Annotated in this window: 16 protein-coding genes and 1 other annotated feature; of the genes, 13 read left to right on the top strand and 3 right to left on the bottom strand. The window is 33.6% G+C overall.

Annotated elements, in window-relative coordinates:
- From BLP68_RS01115 to rsmI, 4 genes are all read left to right on the top strand, one after another.
- The coding region (locus BLP68_RS01115) for a hypothetical protein (protein ID WP_176758809.1) at nucleotides 1–291 on the top strand (291 nt) is incomplete at its 5' end.
- Between the two features lie 130 nt (nucleotides 292–421).
- Nucleotides 422–1672, top strand: coding sequence for a hypothetical protein (locus BLP68_RS01110; RefSeq protein WP_091538990.1), 1251 nt, complete (start codon nucleotides 422–424; stop codon nucleotides 1670–1672).
- Nucleotides 1673–1859: 187 nt separating this feature from the next.
- Nucleotides 1860–2627 carry a tRNA1(Val) (adenine(37)-N6)-methyltransferase gene (locus BLP68_RS01105; RefSeq protein ID WP_091538988.1) on the top strand — a complete coding sequence of 256 codons (768 nt, stop codon included), beginning with the start codon at nucleotides 1860–1862 and terminating at the stop codon, nucleotides 2625–2627.
- Nucleotides 2620–3474, top strand: coding sequence for a 16S rRNA (cytidine(1402)-2'-O)-methyltransferase (gene rsmI, locus BLP68_RS01100; RefSeq protein WP_091538986.1), 855 nt, complete (start codon nucleotides 2620–2622; stop codon nucleotides 3472–3474). The genes BLP68_RS01105 and rsmI overlap by 8 nt, the downstream gene beginning before the upstream one ends.
- A 54-nt stretch (nucleotides 3475–3528) precedes the next feature.
- Here rsmI and BLP68_RS01095 read toward each other — a convergent pair whose 3' ends face one another.
- Nucleotides 3529–3765, bottom strand: a complete 237-nt coding sequence (locus BLP68_RS01095; protein ID WP_091538983.1) for an AbrB/MazE/SpoVT family DNA-binding domain-containing protein — start codon at nucleotides 3763–3765, stop codon at nucleotides 3529–3531.
- Nucleotides 3766–3984: 219 nt separating this feature from the next.
- Here BLP68_RS01095 and BLP68_RS01090 point away from each other — a divergent pair, with 219 nt between their 5' ends.
- On the top strand, nucleotides 3985–5418 hold the full coding sequence (locus BLP68_RS01090; protein ID WP_091538980.1) for a CCA tRNA nucleotidyltransferase: 1434 nt from the start codon (nucleotides 3985–3987) through the stop codon (nucleotides 5416–5418).
- 190 nt (nucleotides 5419–5608) lie between these two features.
- On the opposite strand, the gene BLP68_RS01085 is transcribed toward BLP68_RS01090, so the two are convergent.
- A complete protein-coding gene (locus tag BLP68_RS01085) occupies nucleotides 5609–7039 on the bottom strand; it encodes a nicotinate phosphoribosyltransferase (RefSeq protein ID WP_091538979.1) in 1431 nt (476 codons plus the stop codon).
- Nucleotides 7040–7275: 236 nt separating this feature from the next.
- On the opposite strand from BLP68_RS01085, the gene BLP68_RS01080 reads away from it, so the two are divergent.
- The 5 genes from BLP68_RS01080 to BLP68_RS01060 all read left to right on the top strand — a co-directional run bounded on the left by BLP68_RS01080 (nucleotide 7276) and on the right by BLP68_RS01060 (nucleotide 13265).
- Nucleotides 7276–7851 (top strand): nucleoside recognition domain-containing protein, encoded by a 576-nt coding sequence (locus BLP68_RS01080; RefSeq protein WP_091538976.1) that lies wholly within the window; start codon nucleotides 7276–7278, stop codon nucleotides 7849–7851.
- Nucleotides 7851–8381: a spore maturation protein gene (locus BLP68_RS01075; protein WP_176758808.1), complete on the top strand. Its 531-nt coding sequence runs from the start codon at nucleotides 7851–7853 to the stop codon at nucleotides 8379–8381. The genes BLP68_RS01080 and BLP68_RS01075 overlap by 1 nt, the downstream gene beginning before the upstream one ends.
- A 128-nt stretch (nucleotides 8382–8509) precedes the next feature.
- Nucleotides 8510–8758, top strand: a binding site (T-box leader).
- Nucleotides 8759–8919: 161 nt separating this feature from the next.
- Nucleotides 8920–10947 (top strand): methionine--tRNA ligase, encoded by a 2028-nt coding sequence (gene metG, locus BLP68_RS01070; protein ID WP_278278170.1) that lies wholly within the window; start codon nucleotides 8920–8922, stop codon nucleotides 10945–10947.
- 12 nt (nucleotides 10948–10959) lie between these two features.
- Nucleotides 10960–11727, top strand: coding sequence for a TatD family hydrolase (locus tag BLP68_RS01065; protein ID WP_091538968.1), 768 nt, complete (start codon nucleotides 10960–10962; stop codon nucleotides 11725–11727).
- A 419-nt stretch (nucleotides 11728–12146) separates the two neighbouring features.
- Nucleotides 12147–13265 (top strand): HD-GYP domain-containing protein, encoded by a 1119-nt coding sequence (locus tag BLP68_RS01060; RefSeq protein WP_091538965.1) that lies wholly within the window; start codon nucleotides 12147–12149, stop codon nucleotides 13263–13265.
- Between the two features lie 127 nt (nucleotides 13266–13392).
- On the opposite strand, the gene BLP68_RS01055 is transcribed toward BLP68_RS01060, so the two are convergent.
- The gene (locus BLP68_RS01055; protein WP_176758807.1) at nucleotides 13393–14688 is read right to left on the bottom strand and encodes a stalk domain-containing protein; all 1296 of its coding nucleotides are present in this window, start codon (nucleotides 14686–14688) and stop codon (nucleotides 13393–13395) included.
- A gap of 449 nt (nucleotides 14689–15137) precedes the next feature.
- Between BLP68_RS01055 and BLP68_RS01050 the strand changes: the two genes are divergently transcribed.
- The 3 genes from BLP68_RS01050 (at nucleotide 15138) to rsmA (ending at nucleotide 17831) form a co-directional block, all read left to right on the top strand.
- Nucleotides 15138–16172: a ubiquitin-like domain-containing protein gene (locus BLP68_RS01050; protein ID WP_091538960.1), complete on the top strand. Its 1035-nt coding sequence runs from the start codon at nucleotides 15138–15140 to the stop codon at nucleotides 16170–16172.
- A gap of 248 nt (nucleotides 16173–16420) precedes the next feature.
- Nucleotides 16421–16975 (top strand): ribonuclease M5, encoded by a 555-nt coding sequence (gene rnmV, locus BLP68_RS01045; RefSeq protein WP_091538959.1) that lies wholly within the window; start codon nucleotides 16421–16423, stop codon nucleotides 16973–16975.
- On the top strand, nucleotides 16968–17831 hold the full coding sequence (gene rsmA / locus BLP68_RS01040; protein ID WP_091538956.1) for a 16S rRNA (adenine(1518)-N(6)/adenine(1519)-N(6))-dimethyltransferase RsmA: 864 nt from the start codon (nucleotides 16968–16970) through the stop codon (nucleotides 17829–17831). The genes rnmV and rsmA overlap by 8 nt, the downstream gene beginning before the upstream one ends.
- Nucleotides 17832–18024 lie beyond the last annotated feature (193 nt).

Here is an 18024-nt window from a genome sequence, read left to right as displayed (position 1 = left end):
CAACATCCCGGCTCAAAGAATTCAAATGATGATGCCAAAGAAGAAGAAAATAAAGGTAAAAAGGAGCACCCAGTGTTTGAGCAACACCCAAGCTCAAAGGATACAACGGATAATGAAATAGAAGAGAAAAAAGATAAGAAGGAGCATCCAGTATTTGACCAGCATCCTGGGAGGGCCAAGCCTAACGACCAAGATTCAAAGGAAGATAAAAGCAATAAAAAAGATAACACACCAGATAGTAAAAACCAAGAATCAAATAACAACAAACCACCTAAAAATTCAAACCCTTAGACTCTAAGGGTTTTTTCTTTAATACATATAAAGTGTTTAAGTTTATAAATTTTTTTTGGAATTAGGTACCAATAATAAATGATAGCTTCGTAATTATATAATAGAAAAAATTAAAGGAGGTAGCAAATTAATGAAAAAAACAATAGCTAAAGTACTAACAGTAATTATGATTTTAGGCTTTTCTTTAGCCTCAGTAAGTGCAGCTACACCGCCAGGGCTTGAGAAAAAGGGAGGATTACCACCAGGACTACAAAAAAAGGATGAACTACCACCAGGAATTCAGAAACGATTTGTAATTCCCAATGAAAATAAGTTAACGTTTGAAGCAACAATTGTTGATATCGATATAGAAGAGAAAAGAATAGTGGTAAAGGATGGAACAGCCCTTATTCACCTATTGGTTTCCGATAAGGCAAAAATTGAATTAAATGATGCTGCAGCCAAGCTTGCAGACTTACGAAAAGGTGATGAGGTTTATCTAAAGCTAGATGATAAGAATACAATTATTGAGATAAAGGCTACAGCTGCAGAAGGAAGAGAAACTATTCTCGAGGGGGAAATAGTTTCAATAGATTCAGTAAAGAAGGAATTTGTTCTAAAGCACCAGGATAAAAGAACCCTAATAAAGGTTGATAGCGATACTGTAATAAAAGAAGGAAGAACATCTAAAAGCTTCAGTGATTTAAAAATTAACATGGATGTTAAGGTTACCGTAAAGGAAGAGAAGGTAGTTTTAATAGAAATAAACCCAATTGAATATACGAAAATAACAGGAACAATATATAGCATTAACCTTAAAGATAAGGAACTTATTATTAGAGAAGGAAATACCAGCAGCTTTTATAGGTTAAATAGTGACACCGCTATTTATGTAGATAATACTAAAAAGATACTAAGCGATTTAAAGGTAGATATGACTGTTGAAGCCTACGTTGATGGAATTACACTTAAAACATTATACGCAACAGATCTTAACTACACCATGATTGAAGCTGTAATAAAAAGTGTAGATACAGCAAAATCGGAGATGGTCCTGGAATATAATAATAAGCAGGAGTTATTTAATGTAGATAAGAATGCCACCATCAAAATTAATGGTATCAATCATGTACTATCAGACTTAAAAGCTGATATGCAGGTTAAGGTTAAGGTTCAATCCGATAAAATAGTTGAAGTTACAGTGCTAAATGATATTGTTGTTTATGAAGGAAGACTTTTAACACTGCAAACTGGCAATACACCAACAGTCACAGTTGAAATAAACAATGAATCTAAATACTTTAACGTTGACAAGAATGTAAACTTGACAGATATTACTGTAGGAAATCAAGTAAAAATATATGTTAGAAACAGTGTTGTAATTGCCATTCATGAAAAATAGATAGCTATAAAAAAATCCTTCCATTATTATTTGGAAGGATTTTTTTATGTTCTATTTTTCCACGGGATTATCTTATTCATAGGATATTATTTTCCCCATAGACGAAAAATAAGAAATAAACTTAAGTCAATAATTATATAAAAGTGGTATAATTAACAAGTAAAAGAATTAATTTAAGGAGCTATATATGGAAAATCTACTAAAGGATTATGAACGAATTGATGATTTACACATCAAAGATTTAAAAATAATACAAAATACTAGAGGCTTTTGTTTTGGAATAGATGCTGTTCTATTGGCTAGCTTTGTTGAGCTTAAGAAGAATTCAAAGGTGATGGACTTAGGTACAGGAACAGGAATAATACCATTGCTATTGGCAGGAAAGAGTACAAGCAGTAGCATAACAGCAATCGAAATTCAACAAGAGGTTGCAGATATGGCAATCAGAAGTGTAGTCTTTAATAAATTAGAGGATCGCATTAAAATTCTTAACATAGACCTAAAAACTGCCAGTGAACATGTACCTGTTAATGAATTCGATGTTGTTACAACAAACCCTCCCTATATGCATGCCAATGGATTAATTAATCCTGACGACAAGAAAGCTATATCAAGGCATGAAATAAAGTGCTCACTGGAGGATGTAATACAAACAGCCTCAAAGCTATTAAAGCATCATGGTAGATTTTTTATGATTCATCGTCCTCAACGACTGGTTGATATCATGGTTTTGTGTAGAAAACACAAGCTAGAACCTAAAAGATTACAGTTTATACATCCAGCCCATGGTAGAAAGCCTAATTTATTAATGATAGATTGCAGGAAGGCTGCTCAGCCAGAGCTAAGAATTTTGGACCCATTAGTGGTATATGATGAGGATGGAGAATATACTCAAGAGCTGCTGGAGAGATATAATAAAAAAACAGTGGAAGAAAGAGGGGATGCTAATGAATAGAGGGAAATTATATATATGCCCTACCCCAATAGGAAACCTAGAAGATATTACTATTAAAGCTTTAAGAATTATGAAGGAAGTGGACTTAATAGCAGCAGAAGATACCCGGCATACTATAAAGCTATTAAATCACTATGAAATAGATAAACCCTTAACCAGTTACCATGAACACAATAAGCATAAAAAGGGTGAAATTCTTATACAACAAATGAGAGAAGGTAAAAATATTGCTTTGGTATCTGATGCTGGAATGCCAGGCATATCAGATCCCGGTGCAGATATTATAAAACTGTGCATTGAAGAAGACATAGAGTTTGAAGTTTTGCCGGGAGCAACTGCTTCCATACTTGCACTAGTTGCATCCGGCTTTGATACATCAAAATTTGCCTTTGAAGGTTTTTTGCATAGAGAAAAAAAGAAAAGAAAAGAAAGACTTACAGAAATAAAGCATGAAGACCGAACCTTAATATTTTATGAAGCACCCCATAGACTAACGGGAGCTCTTAATGATATGCTAGAAATTCTAGGGAATAGAAGGGTAGTTATATGTAGAGAGCTAACGAAAAGATATGAGGAATTTGTTAGGGGAACAATAAAGGATTTGATACTACACTTTCAAGAGAATCCTCCTAAGGGTGAAATAGTAATAGTATGTCATGGTGTAACAAAGGAAGAGGTTGAAGAAGCTAGGGCTCAGGCATTGGAAGATATAAATAAAATTACTATTAAAGATCATATATATAATATAATGAAAACAGGAGTTAGTAAGAAGGAAGCAATAAAAGAAGTAGCTAAAATTAGGGGGATATCAAAACGTGAAGTTTATCAAGAATCTATTGACATATAAGTGGAGTAGAAAACTAGTTTAAAAAAATTAAAGAGCCCTAAGGCTCCTTAATAATTATTTAATTTCAACTCTACATTCGCCACAAACATTTTTGTTCTTAAAAACAATAACATCCTTAGCGTTACCACAGAAAATACAAGCAGGTTCGTACTTTTTTAATATTATGATTTCACCATCTACATAAATTTCCAGCGCATCCTTCTCAGCAATATGTAGTGTACGTCGAAGCTCAATGGGTAATACTACTCTTCCCAGTTCGTCCACTTTTCTAACAATACCTGTTGATTTCAAAAAAATTCCTCCTTTTATATTTGCTATTGTAACAATTAATTACAAAATAAATTATAATACAACAAATTTCGACAAAACTACTATATTAAAATAGTACCATATATTCCATAATAAGTCAAATAATAATTAATAACTTTTAATATTTAGCATTTAAGCATAAAGAATTAGGCGCAGCAAATAATTATAATATGAAAAAAATATAAATGAGGAGAGGATAGAATGGAATCAATTATTACCTCCATTATTAACCTTGCAAAATCATTTGATATAGTAATCTACCTAGTAGGTGGTAGCATTCGAGATATTCTTCTAAATAAAAATAATATGGATTTAGATTTTGTAATTAACCAAGATCCGAGAGCATTTACAGAGAAAGTTGCTTCAGAAATTGGCGGAACCTTTATCCAATTAAATGAAATACATAAAACCTGTCGGATTGTTATGCAATCAGATTACATTTTGGATTTTAGCAAAATGAAGGGTGATAAAATTGAGGAAGATCTATATAATAGGGATTTTACCATCAACGCAATGGCATATGATATTCAAAATGAATGGCCACTTATTGTTGAGAAAATAATAGACCCCTATAATGGTAAGCTAGATATGAAAAATAGGAATATTAAGCACTTACATGAAGGAACCTTTAAAGATGACCCTATTAGAATGCTTAGAGCTGTAAGATTTATGGCTCAACTAGAATATGATATTGATGATACAACGAAAGCACTAATAGATGTAAATGCGTCAGCAATTAAAGCTATAGCAGGTGAAAGAATTACCAATGAGCTCTTTAAAATATTAGAAGTCAGCAAAAGCTATTTTTATTTGAGCTATATGGATAAGTATCTTCACCTGTTAAATAAAATTTTTCCTGAATTAGAAGAAATGAAAGAAATTGGGGAGTGTAAATATCATGTAGTTGATAGCTGGACCCATTCAATATATACAGTTAAAGTTGTAGAAAGCTTTATATATGCAAAAGGTTACTTTGAAGATCATATCCGGGAGGCCTATGAAAAACATTCAGCTGAGGTTATTGCTGCAGATCGTACTCGACTACAGTTAATAAAGCTAGGAGCACTTTTTCATGATGTTGGAAAACCCTCAGCAAAGAAGATTGATGCAAATGGAAGAGTAAGATTTAGAGGTCATGAAATAACTGGTGCAGAAATTATTAAAAAATATGCAGAAGAGCTGCGGTTAAGCACAAAGGAAAAGGATATTTTAACTAAATATGTATCACTGCATATGCTTCCGCTTGTTTCATATAAAAACAACGATGTAAGCAGTAAAGCCCTCTATGAAATGTTCAACAAAATGGGTAGAGAAACCCTTGATATACTATTAATTGCTTTAGCCGATATAATTGCAACCAGAAAGCTCTTAAATCCTCATGAAGAAATGGCAATTTTCAAAGTCCATATAGAGTATATTGCAAATAATTACTTAACCAGATACCGAACAGTTGAAGATATTTCAAATATAATTACTGGAAATGACATTATCAAAAGCTTGCAACTACAAGAAGGGGTTATAATTGGTGAAATTATGGAGGACATAAAAAAAGCTATATTTTTTGGGAAAATAGCCCCAACAAAAGAAGCAGCTATAAATTATATAAAGGAAATTAAGAACAAACAGAAAATTTGACATATTAAATAACAACGCCTTATATTCATCATTTAACATTTATCTTTTTAGGTTTTTTCAAAATCTTGTGTAGGGTCTTAATTTGTAGGGGCCGACGACTCTGTCGGCCCACTTCTTGTTATCCATTTTACTAAAACTCTCGTTTCTTCACTCATAACTCGGTATTATCCCTACTGATCTTCTTTGCCTACTATTCTTCCCTATAGCTGTTAACCATTTCATGCTTTAAGGTCCATAATTTTTCAGAGAGATCTACCTTGTATAGCTGTGGTCGGTTTAAACGCTTATATTGAGGCCACAAGCTTGATAGTTCTTTTTGTGTATAATCACGTATTTCTGCTACTGTTCTGTGATTATACATCAACTCGCCCTCCAGAAATAAAGGAACAAGCATTTCTCTAACATTATAATTATAAAAGGTCTTTTTCTTCCAAGTGTATATTGGGTGGAATAAAGTAAGGGGCTTGTTAGTATCGACTATCTCATCCTCCAACATAATTAAATCTGCCTCAGCATAATTGTTATCGTTGTAGATACGGATAACCTTTTTATAGCCAGGGTTTGTAATTTTCTCTGGATTCTCTGATATTTTAATCTTAGGTATTAGTTTTCCATTAACCTCCACCGCCGCCAGCTTATAGACTCCCCCAAGGGCAGGACAGCCATTCGATGTAATTAGGTTAGTTCCAACACCCCAGCTATTAATTTCTGCTTGTTGCATTTTCAAGCTATCAATGGTGCCCTCATCAAGATCACTAGAGGCAACTATTTTAACATTTCCAAAACCTGCTTCAGTTAAAAGCTTCCGTGCTTCCTGTGATAAATAGGCTAAATCTCCAGAATCTATTCTTATTCCTACAGGCTCATGACCCATTTCTTTTAACTCCTTAAATACTTTAATGGCATTTGGTATTCCACTCTTAATAGTATCATAAGTATCAACCAGGAGAAGACAACCATCAGGATAAATCTTTGCATATGCACGGAATGCTTCTAATTCACTATCAAATTTTTGTATCCAGCTATGGGCTTGAGTACCTGTGACAGGTATATTAAACATTTTCCCAGCCAAAACATTGGAGGTGCCAGCACAGCCCCCAATATAAGCAGCTCTAGCTCCGAAAATTCCTGCATCAGGACCTTGGGCACGACGCAATCCAAATTCAAAAACTGCATCTCCCTTAGCCGCTTCACACACACGGGAAGCCTTGGTGGCAATTAATGATTGAAAGTTAACAATGTTTAACATGGCAGTTTCAATTAATTGAGCTTCAAAGGTAGTAGCTTTAACCCTTATTATTGGCTCATGTGGAAACATTATACTACCTTCTTCTACAGAATAAATAGTGCCTTTAAATTTGAAATTTCTTAATAAACCCAAGAAGTCTTCGCTAAAAAGCTGTAACCCCCTTAAATATTCTAGATCCTCATCTGTAAATTTTAGATTTTCAATATAATCAATTACCTGTTCTATACCTGCCACAATAGTAAAGCTATTATCACAGGGGTTTTTTCTAAAGAACATATCAAATACAACCTGATCCTCATGAATATTATTGGCAAAATAACCATTCATCATTGTTAATTGATATAGGTCAGTTAGTAAAGTATGGTTTCGCATTCCTTTATCCTTTCTTTGGTGGTAATTAAAACATACCACAAATATTATAGTTAGACTTATTATAACAAAAATAAAACATACAAGCTATATATTCATATTTACTAGTGAAAAACCAACTAAAGTAAATGGAATAAAGTTTAATCCCAAATTGAAATATAGATTTGATGTTTCAATCATATAATAAAATCCCTATATCATATAAATTAACAATGAATAAAACCAAGGTAGGGATGATAATGAACATAATATGGATTCTAATGATACTGTTTGGTATGCTTGTAGCTTTATTATCAGGAAAGATAGAAATTATAAACGAGGTTTTGATCGGCGATGTACAAGAGGCTGTAGTTTTCGCTATATCATTAACCGGCATTATGGCAGTATGGCTTGGTCTAATGAATATAGCTAAGAAATCGGGTCTAATTACTAGTTTTTCAAGAATCTTCAGACCAGTAATAAAGCTTTTATTTCCATCTATACCAGTTAATCATCCGGCTATAAGCGCCATAATGATGAATATGATGGCCAACATGTTCGGAGCAGGAAATTCTGCAACTGCACTTGGATTAAAAGCAATGGAAGAATTACAAACTCTTAACAGCAATAAAAAGGTTGCCAGTAATGCCATGTGCATGTTTCTAGTAATCAATATGTCATCTATTCAACTAATTCCACTAACTGTTATCAAAATAAGAGCAGATGCAGCATCAAGTCTTCCTGAAGAAATTATCGTAACCACAATATTTGCCACCACTGTATCTACAATCGTTGGTATATTAGCATGTAAAGCTATGGAAGGGAGAAAGTCATAATGAGGATTTTTAATATGATATCGATATTTGCTATACCAGTAATGATGACAACCATCTTAATACATGGGTTAATAAAGGGTGTTAAGCTATACGATGCCTTTACAGAGGGGGCACAGGAGGGATTTAAGACTGCAGTACGGATAATGCCCTATCTAATAGCAATATTTCTCGCTGTCAATATTCTAAGAAAATCTGGGGGAATGGACTACATTATAAGAGTATTTCTTCCAATTACAAGACCACTAGGAATACCATCAGAAATATTACCGCTGGCTTTTATTAGACCTTTTTCAGGAAGTGGATCACTAGCAGTTCTTAAGGATATTATTACAACCTATGGTCCCGATTCACTTATAGGTCGTGTGGCCTCAACAATGATGGGCTCAGCCGAAACAATTTTTTATACTATGGCTATTTACTTTGGTGCAGTGGGAATACAAAAATCTAGACATACTGTCGCTGCAGCACTAATTTCTCATATTGCTGCTATTCTAGCATCTGTAATGATATGTAGGCTTTTATTCCGATAAAACTGTTGACAAAAGGAGTATTATCTAATATATTGTAATATAATAATGAGTAGTAATTATTAACATATAGAAAGAAATTCACTAGAATTTCTGCCATAATTCAACATTCAACACTCAACATTCAATATATATAGGTAATGATGGGAAGAGTAGGTTTGTAGCTTCAGATAAAGAGAGCCGGGGTAGGTGGAAGCCGGTATTGAAATGCAAGCTGAATATGGCCCCTAAACCTTATGGCTGAGGAATAATTTTCATTTTTAGGTCATAACGGACTAGCCTCCGTTAAAAAGGCAAGGTGAAGAATTTCACCTATCGAGTTTATTGTTGCAAAATAATAATGAACTAGGGTGGTAACGCGAGCTAACCTCGTCCCTATATATGGGATGGGGTTTTTTGATTTGTAGGAGAAAAAATGCTTTTATTTACTTTTATTTGTCTTTGAATATTAATTGTTGTTACTGTTTAAATTATCTATTATTGAATATATTGAATGGGGATCCTGTATAATTCAGTTTGATTGATTATTTAGCACAACATATTGGGTTCCCGTGGGCTATATGAGACATTAAAAACATACAAATTTCTAGAATATAAGAAGGAGGAAGAAAAAATGAGTAAAGGAACATATTATGTTACAACCCCAATTTATTATCCTAGTGCAAAGCTACATATTGGACACACGTATACTACAGTTGCAGCAGATGTATTGGCAAGGTTCAAGCGATTTTCTGGTTATGATGTGCAATTTCTTACAGGTACAGATGAACACGGAGAAAAAATTCAAGAAGCTGCCAATAAAAATGGCATGACTCCTAAAGCATATGTAGATGGTATTGTTGAGGAAATAAAAAAAATCTGGGAGCGAATGGATATATCCTACGATATTTTTATTCGTACAACCGATGAAATTCATGAAAAAGCAGTCCAAAAAATCTTTGCTGATCTTTATGAAAAAGGAGACATTTATAAAAGTGAATATCAAGGCTGGTACTGTACACCCTGTGAATCTTTCTGGACTGAGACACAATTAAAGGAAGGAAATCTTTGTCCAGATTGTAATAGAGAAGCTCATTTAGCTAAGGAAGAGGCATACTTTTTTAAACTCTCAAAATATCAAGACCGATTAATTGACTATTTTCAACAGCATCCAGAAATATGCTATCCTGAAACAAGAAGAAACGAGATGGTAAATAACTTTCTGAAGCCTGGCTTAGAGGATTTATGTGTTTCGAGAACCAGCTTTGACTGGGGAATACCAGTACCCTTTGATGAAAAACACGTAATCTATGTATGGTTTGATGCGGTATGTAATTATATTACAGCACTGGGCTATGTCTCAGATAATGATGAGAAATATAAAAAATATTGGCCAGCAGATGTTCATCTGGTTGGAAAAGAAATAGTTCGTTTTCATACCATCATTTGGCCAGCCATATTAATGGCCTTAGATATTCCGTTACCTAAAATGGTATATGGACATGGCTGGATACTCTTCGGAGCAGATAAAATGTCAAAATCTAAGGGAAATATTGTATATCCCGAGCCATTAATAGAAAGGTATGGAATTGATGCATTAAAATACTTCCTATTGAGGGAGTTTACCTTTGGACAAGATGGAAACTACACAAACAGCACATTTATAAATAGATTGAACTCCGACTTAGCCAATGACCTTGGGAACCTGGTAAGTAGAAGTGTAGCAATGGTGGAAAAATATAATGGTGGAATTATTCCATCAAGCAAAGTTGATGGAGAGTTCGGACAAGATCTTAAGAATGTTGCAACAGCAGCAGCTAAAAAGGTGGAAAATGCAATTAATTTATTGCAGTTTCACGAAGGCCTAGAGGAGATTTGGAAGGTAATTAGAAGAGCCAACAAATATATTGATGAAACTACACCATGGATACTTGCAAAGGATGAAGATAAAAAACATCAATTAGATACTGTACTTTATAATCTAATGGATTCAATAAGAATTATCTCCCTTCTAATAAAACCATTTATGGAAGCAACAACAAAGAAGATTTGGGCCCAAATAGGAATAGACGAGGGACAAGGCACCCTCTGGGAGGACGCATTTGAATTTGGAAAAACCCCAGCTGGACTAAAGGTTCATAAAGGAGAATCACTATTCCCTAGATTAGAAACAGAAAAAGAAGTTCTGGAGCTGGAGGAGATTAATAATAAATATATTGATAAAATTAACGGTGTGGTTGAGGAAGTAGTCTCTATTGAAGCTAAGGAAGAGGCTACTATAGATGATTTTGATAAATTGGAGCTAAGGGTAGCAAAGGTTATAAAGGCTGAAAAACATCCTAAAGCAAATCGACTTTTGGTATTACAATTGCAGATGGGAAAAGAAGTAAGACAGGTTGTATCTGGTATTGCAGAACATTACTCACCAGAGGAACTAGAAGATAAAAATGTAATTTTAATTGCTAATTTAAAACCTGTTAAATTAAGAGGCGTTGAGTCTCAAGGGATGATTTTAGCAGCCTCCAATGATGAAAAATTAGTGTTGGCAACCATAGATAAAGACATTCCCCACGGAACATTGATTAGTTAAGGAGGCGATTTAATGCTGTTTGATAGTCATGCCCATTTGGATGATTCTCGTTATAATCAAGATCGAGACCATATTGTGGAAGCTGCCAGGGAAAGTGGAGTAAAATACATACTAAATCCAGGAGCAGATATAGCTTCTTCAGTGAAAGCCGTAAACCTGGCAGAAAAATACCAGATGATTTATGCGGCTGTTGGTGTTCATCCCCATGATGTTAATGATATGGACCAAAATACCCTTGAGATTTTACGATCCCTTACTAATAAAAATAAGGTAGTAGCCATCGGCGAAATTGGGCTAGACTACTATTACAATCATTCTCCTCGGGATGTACAAAAAGAATGGTTTAGAAAACAGGTTATATTAGCAAAGGAGGTTAAGCTCCCAGTTATTATACATGATCGAGATGCCCATCAAGATGTATTTGATGTTTTAAGAGAGTATAATGCTGGAGAGTATGGCTGTGTAATGCATTGCTATTCTGGCAGTGTTGAATTGGCAAAAGAATATATAAAGTTGGGGATCTATATTTCCATTGCAGGACCCCTAACCTTTAAAAATGCTAAAAAAACTCATGAGGTTGCAAAGGAGATTCCATTAGAATGGCTTCTTGTAGAAACTGATTCCCCCTATCTAACTCCAATGCCTTACCGTGGAAAAAGAAATGAACCTGGCTATGTTAAACACGTAGTAGAAGCTATTGCTGAAGCCAAGGGGATAACATTTCAAGAAGTAGCTGAGCATACTACCAGTAATGCCATGAAGCTTTTTAGAATAAAATAAACATATTAAAATCAAAGTACTATCTTATTTATTGTTTAATAGTAAAGTTCCTTCAGAACTTCCTATGTAATACGGGGTTGTTAAGGGGGCGTTCCCCCTTATGATCAATGAGGAGGATACAGCGAAGCGTCCTAAGGAACTCAGGGGTTCCTTTGGAAAACAAAAGCATTTATCCATAGATAATTAACGCATGAAATGCTTTTGTTCGTTCTTTACTATAGTATAAGTAATAAATTAAGATAGTACTTTTTGTAGTTAATAATCAAAAATTCAGAAGGATTTTCAGTTTTTTTGACGAATATTCGAATAATATAGTTACTATAGTCCTATTTTTACTCCTTATTATTCTTTTAATAGGGTTTTATTCCGATATATATCTAAAGGTGTATTATTTTATAATGCATGGGGGAGGTTAATGAATGGCTTATTCAATAAAGAGAGATTATCGAGATGTTCTAGTAGATCATATTGAAGAGGGTATGATTCTTGAGACCGAAGTGGTAAATAGATATGGAAATATTCTACTTACTGCCGGAACAGAATTGAAAGAGATTGAAAAGATACAAAACCTACTTGAACAGCATCAAATTAAAAGGGTTAGAGTTAAGCTTGAAGAAGAATCAATAGAGATCATGAATAGTATCATAGCTGATGATAGGTTAATTGATGAAATGGAAAAAGAAGAGGTTGAAAGCTTCCGAAGTAACTTTATGGATGTTCAAAAAAACCTGCAAAATGACTTCCAATCAATTGTTAAGGGTGAATCCATCAAAGAGGATGGCATGAAGAAGAATATCATGAAATCACTTTCTGTTTTTAATGGACGGCTTAACATATTCCAATTAATCGAAAAGATTAAAGATTACGATGATATAACCTATGCCCATAGTCAAAATGTTACACTGATTAGCTACGCACTAGGAAAATGGCTTAATTTGACTGAAGATAAACTTCAAAATCTAACCCTCAGTGCACTTCTGACAGATGTTGGAAAAATTCAAGTGCCGGTGGAATTACTTAATAAAAAAGAACAGTTAACCTATGATGAAAAACTCGAATGCCAAAAACATGTTGTTTATAGTCATGAACTAATAAAAAAGTATGATTTTATAAATGAAGAAGTTAAAAAAGCAGTACTATTTCATCATGAAAGAATGGATGGAAGTGGATACCCGATGGGTTTAACGGGTGATAAGATACCTCTATTTGCACGATTAATAGCAATTGCAGATGTCTACAATGCCCTTACCTCCGAAAGACCCTATAGACCTAAAATGACGCCCTTTAATGCTATTAAGATAATGGAACAAGAATATTTAGATAAGTTAGATGCAGAGATTTTATACATTTTTTTACATCGAATCGGAAACTGCTTTATTGGTCAAAATGTTAAATTATCCAATGGAAATGAAGGACGAATTGTTTTCGTACCAAAGCAAAACATCCATAGACCAATAATAAAGCTAAGCAACTCAGATCTAGTAATTGATTTGGGGGCAAGCGAAAACAAAGATATAGAAATTCTAGACTTCACATAAAAACAAAACGAAATAAATAAAATGCACCTCAAGTGTTAGATAGAAATCTAAATGGGGGTGCATTTTTGTTAAGGGAATTTTAATACTCTATAATTTCGTTTATACTTACTAATTCTTTGTTATCACTTTATTTAGCAGTATAAAAATTTTCTGTGTAATATATTTTAAATGGGCCTCCAAACCATACACCTACTCCAAGCTTTTCAAAATCGCCTAAAATCATTTTTCTATGCCCCTCAGAATTCATCCAATTTTCATGGGCAAATATTGCATTTTGATGCCCAGCAGCAATGTTCTCGCCTGCTCGCCTATAATTAATCCCTTCTGTCATTAACCTGTTGGCTACAGATTCTTTCTTTAAATTAGTATGATCAAAATATTTATTGATGCCCATATCTTTACTATGCTTATATGCAGCAGTAGCAGCTTCGTTACTCCATTGCAAAGGTGTTAATCCTTTTTGAACCCTCGTGGTATTTACTAAATCGAAAGCTTGTTTTTCATAAGCAATGCGTAAAGTGTTTGTACTATAATCAGAAGCTCTGTAGGCTTCTTCTATTTTAGCATCTATAATTTGAATAGCAGAAACTGTATTACTATTGTGTAAGTCAAAGAATATAGTTAAATAACCACTATTTGTTTGATAAACATAGTATTCCTCTTTACCATTTTCAAATTTAGGTAGCATAAAGTTGGTATTGCCCTTGATTATGCCTTCCAACGGATCCTTTAAGAAATTTCTAACATAGTTACTTGAATCTTTAATATCTATTCTATAGTGATTTTTCCAGCCAGAGTTATTACTGTATAGAGCCACCACCTTTTCATTATTTATACCTATTTGAACATAATCCTTATAATTATTGTGGTAAATATACCAATCAAAACTATATTCACTAGAGTCAATACGTACAGGTTTACCAAATTTAGCAGCTACACTATCAAGTGAAGAACCTAAAGAAATACCGTTGTAAGAGAAGGGAATTGAGGGAGCAGTAATATATACTGACTGTTTTATTCCATCCCAATGGACGTCTAATCCTAGTGCTTCCGAAACAAACCTAACTGGGATAAAGGTCCGGTTGTTAATGATTTGTGCAGGTACATCCAATTGATAAGATTGATTATTTCTATATGCGATGGTACTCCCTATTGTTAGCTTAATTTCGATGTCTTCCTTTTTAGCAGTAACGGTTTTTGATTTTTCATCCCATTCAACCTTAGCATCAAGCGCTTCTAGTATACCTCTAAAGGGCACCAAGACACGATTACTTATATTGCGAGCACCAACATCAAAAGAAAGGGGTTGTTGATTAACATATATTTTTATTTCCTGATAACCATATATATTAGAATAATTCATTAAAGTGGTAAATAAAAGTGTAAAAACTACTAAACTAATTACTTTTTTTAGCTTTCTCATAATAGCTGCCTCCATTTTTATTCTATATCATACAATCTAAATATATCATTATTATAAACATATATTCAATATCATATATAGTTCGAATAGATTCGTTAAATTAAGTATACCCTGACATATTTCCCGGGAAATAGACAATAGTCAATAGAATGATAGCTAATTGTAGATTTATATGTAAAGTTAGATAGCAAATTTTTGTTTTTCATCAAATGTATTACATCAAACAACCATAATAACTAAAGTAATGCTTTTTTTTATCAGCAAACAATAAAATATTATTACCAGTTTTTTAAAAAAAATGTATAGAAATTGATAAAATACTTAATAATTAAAATATACTAAATTGCGCAAAAGTTCCAATTAAAGGTAATAAGGTTGACAAATAATCTATTTAAGGTAAAATTATATGAACAAAGTTTTTGGTGCAAAAAGAACAGGAGGAAATAAAAATGGAAAGTTTTTTAAGCAGTAAAAGATTTTTTAGTAAAAAAATCTTTATTGCAGCCATGACACTTTTAGTTTTATTTGCTGGAATAAGTGTCATGAAATTAAACAAAACAATTGTCATAGATCATGATGGTCAACAGACAAAGGTATCGACCTTTGCAGGCTCAGTAGAAGCCATACTAAGAAAAGAAGGAATCCAGCTTGATGAGAATGACAAGGTCATTCCCCAGTTGCACGAAAAGGTAGTAGATGGGACGAGAATTATAATACATCGCGCATTTGAAATTATGCTTATAGATGCTGGAGAAGAGCAGGTTATATATACTGCAGAAAATACAATTGAAAGTCTACTTAACTCATTAGGAATAGAAATAGATGAATTAGATAAGGTTGAACCGTCCCTTCAAGAAACCCTGTTGCCAGGCGAAACTGTGAGGATAACAAGGGTAGAAGAAACATTTTTAGTAGAAGAACAAGAGATTCCCTTTCAAACAATAATAAAGTATAACGACTCACTTGATCATGGCGACTTGAAAACCGTTCAAGAAGGAGAACCAGGCTTTAAGGAAGTTAAACTAAGAATTGCATATGAAGATGGAATTGAAATCGCAAGAGAGGTTGTTGAAGAAAAGATTCATAAGCCCGTCATCAACGAAATTATTGAAAAAGGAACTATGAATTATATTGTAACCTCTAGGGGTGAGGTTAGACGTTACACAGAAGTACTCACCATGGAGGCAACAGCCTATGATGCAGGCTTTGAGAGTACCGGGAAAAACCCTGGCGACCCATATTATGGAATTACAAGAAGTGGAACCAAGGCTAGGCCAGGGGTTGTTGCGGTTGATCCATCTGTAATACCACTTGGAACAAAGCTCTATATAGAATCCATGGATAGAACTGCCAGCTATGGTGTTGCTGTAGCAGAAGATACCGGCAGCTCAATAAAGGGTGACAGAATAGACCTTTTCTTTGAAGATAGAAGTGAAGCCCTGAAATACGGAAGAAGAAATGTTAAAGTTTATATATTAGAATAGACCAGATTAACTGGTCTATTATTTTGTTTAATTTTGCAATATACTATAATATATGTACAAGTATGTTTATTGGTTATAATTGTGTTTATTACTACTATAAAGTTCATATAATAAACAAAACCAAAATTTCTATGAGGGGCCTAATCTTTCACTATTTAGAGAAAATCCTTTAATAAATGATCAGGTGGGTGGGAGAGAGTATTAGCCAATGATAAATAATGACACCACAATCCAATAAGGAGGACAATATGATTAAAGAAATAATAGTAGTGGAAGGTAAGGATGATGTTTCCGCCATAAAAAATGCTGTAGAGGCAGAAACAATTATCACTGGTGGATTTGCTTTACCGCCTTCCGTGATGGAAAGAATTGCAACGGCAGCTAAAAAACGAGGAGTCATCATTTTTACAGATCCAGACTTTGCAGGCGAAAAAATAAGGAAAACAATATCTAATAAGATACCTGGATGTAAGCATGCTTTTTTATCAAGGGAAGAAGCTACAAAGAATGACGATATTGGTATAGAAAATGCATCACCAGAGAGTATAAAAATGGCACTAAGCAAAGTACGGTATGAAATGATTGAAAAGAGAAGTGAATTTTCTCAGATAGACCTTATAACAAATAAACTTATAGGAACTGAAGGTGCAGCCGAGAGAAGGAACATACTTGGACAAACACTGGGTATAGGCTATGCCAATAGTAAGCAGTTTTTAAATAGGCTTAATCATTACGGTGTAACAAGGGAGGAATTTAAAGCAGCAATTAATCTGATGAAAAGTAGGGATGATAATAATGGATAAAATTGCTTCACCAAGTAAAACAAAAGAAATAGTCTCAAAATACGGTTTTCATTTCTCCAAAAGCTTAGGACAGAACTTTCTAATAGACAATAATATAATAGATAAGATAATCAATGGAGCTAGAATTACTGAAAACTCCTATGTACTAGAGATTGGCCCAGGAATAGGAAGTCTAACACAGGGACTAGCAGAAGTGGCAAAAAAGGTAGTAGCTGTAGAGATTGATCAAAAGCTAATACCAATATTATCTGAAACATTAAAGGATTATAACAATACTGAAATTATAAATAAGGATGTTTTAAAGCTAGATTTACATAGTCTAATAAATGAAAAATTAGATGATAAAGAAACAATTGTAGTTGGTAACCTACCCTATTATATTACAACACCTATTATAATGAAATTTTTAGAAGAGAAGGTTCCTGTAAAAGCAATTATAATCATGATTCAAAAGGAAGTTGCCGAACGAATGAAGGCAAAGGCAGGAACAAAGGATTATGGCGCTCTATCAGTTGCAGTTCAATACTATTGCAATGTAGAAACAGTGTTAAATGTACCCCCATCAGTGTTTATTCCCCAGCCTAAGGTGGAATCAAGTGTCATAAGGTTAGAAGTGCTTACTAAGCCAAGAGTAGCTGTTGAAAGGGAGGAATTATTCTTTCAGGTAGTAAAGGACTCTTTTGGCAAAAGAAGAAAAACTCTGTTGAATGCCCTTAGCTCTGGAAAACTTCAAATAAATAAGGAACTATTAAAAGAAACATTGGCTACCTGCGGAATTGACGAAAAAAGAAGGGGCGAAACCTTATCAATTGAGGAATTTGCACAACTATCCAATGAGCTAAGTAAAATATTGTAGTTTAGAAAACTTGATAAAATACTAATAATCAATGAGTAATTCCAGTAGAATTTGACTAGCCAAATTCTACTTTTTTATATCCCTCAATCATCAATATAGACTTTTTGTTAAGTATTTTATGGTGAACCCTTATTATCCCATTACTTTTTTGTTAAATATGTAAACTATTTATAAATTGCTACATATAATGATA

The organism is Alkaliphilus peptidifermentans DSM 18978 (assembly GCF_900101495.1).
Taxonomy (GTDB): Bacteria; Bacillota; Clostridia; order Peptostreptococcales; family Natronincolaceae; genus Alkaliphilus_C; species Alkaliphilus_C peptidifermentans.
This window is presented reverse-complemented; position numbering and strand designations above follow the sequence as displayed.

Coding starts and splice junctions, on each gene's coding strand:
- BLP68_RS01065 (WP_091538968.1), top strand. CDS start 10,960: ATGCTGTTTGATAGTCATGCCCATTTGGATGATTCTCGTTATAATCAA.
- rnmV (WP_091538959.1), top strand. CDS start 16,421: ATGATTAAAGAAATAATAGTAGTGGAAGGTAAGGATGATGTTTCCGCC.
- BLP68_RS01055 (WP_176758807.1), bottom strand. CDS start 14,688: ATGAGAAAGCTAAAAAAAGTAATTAGTTTAGTAGTTTTTACACTTTTA.
- rsmA (WP_091538956.1), top strand. CDS start 16,968: ATGGATAAAATTGCTTCACCAAGTAAAACAAAAGAAATAGTCTCAAAA.
- BLP68_RS01075 (WP_176758808.1), top strand. CDS start 7,851: ATGAGGATTTTTAATATGATATCGATATTTGCTATACCAGTAATGATG.
- BLP68_RS01060 (WP_091538965.1), top strand. CDS start 12,147: ATGGCTTATTCAATAAAGAGAGATTATCGAGATGTTCTAGTAGATCAT.
- BLP68_RS01090 (WP_091538980.1), top strand. CDS start 3,985: ATGGAATCAATTATTACCTCCATTATTAACCTTGCAAAATCATTTGAT.
- BLP68_RS01105 (WP_091538988.1), top strand. CDS start 1,860: ATGGAAAATCTACTAAAGGATTATGAACGAATTGATGATTTACACATC.
- BLP68_RS01050 (WP_091538960.1), top strand. CDS start 15,138: ATGGAAAGTTTTTTAAGCAGTAAAAGATTTTTTAGTAAAAAAATCTTT.
- BLP68_RS01085 (WP_091538979.1), bottom strand. CDS start 7,039: ATGCGAAACCATACTTTACTAACTGACCTATATCAATTAACAATGATG.
- rsmI (WP_091538986.1), top strand. CDS start 2,620: ATGAATAGAGGGAAATTATATATATGCCCTACCCCAATAGGAAACCTA.
- BLP68_RS01080 (WP_091538976.1), top strand. CDS start 7,276: ATGAACATAATATGGATTCTAATGATACTGTTTGGTATGCTTGTAGCT.
- BLP68_RS01110 (WP_091538990.1), top strand. CDS start 422: ATGAAAAAAACAATAGCTAAAGTACTAACAGTAATTATGATTTTAGGC.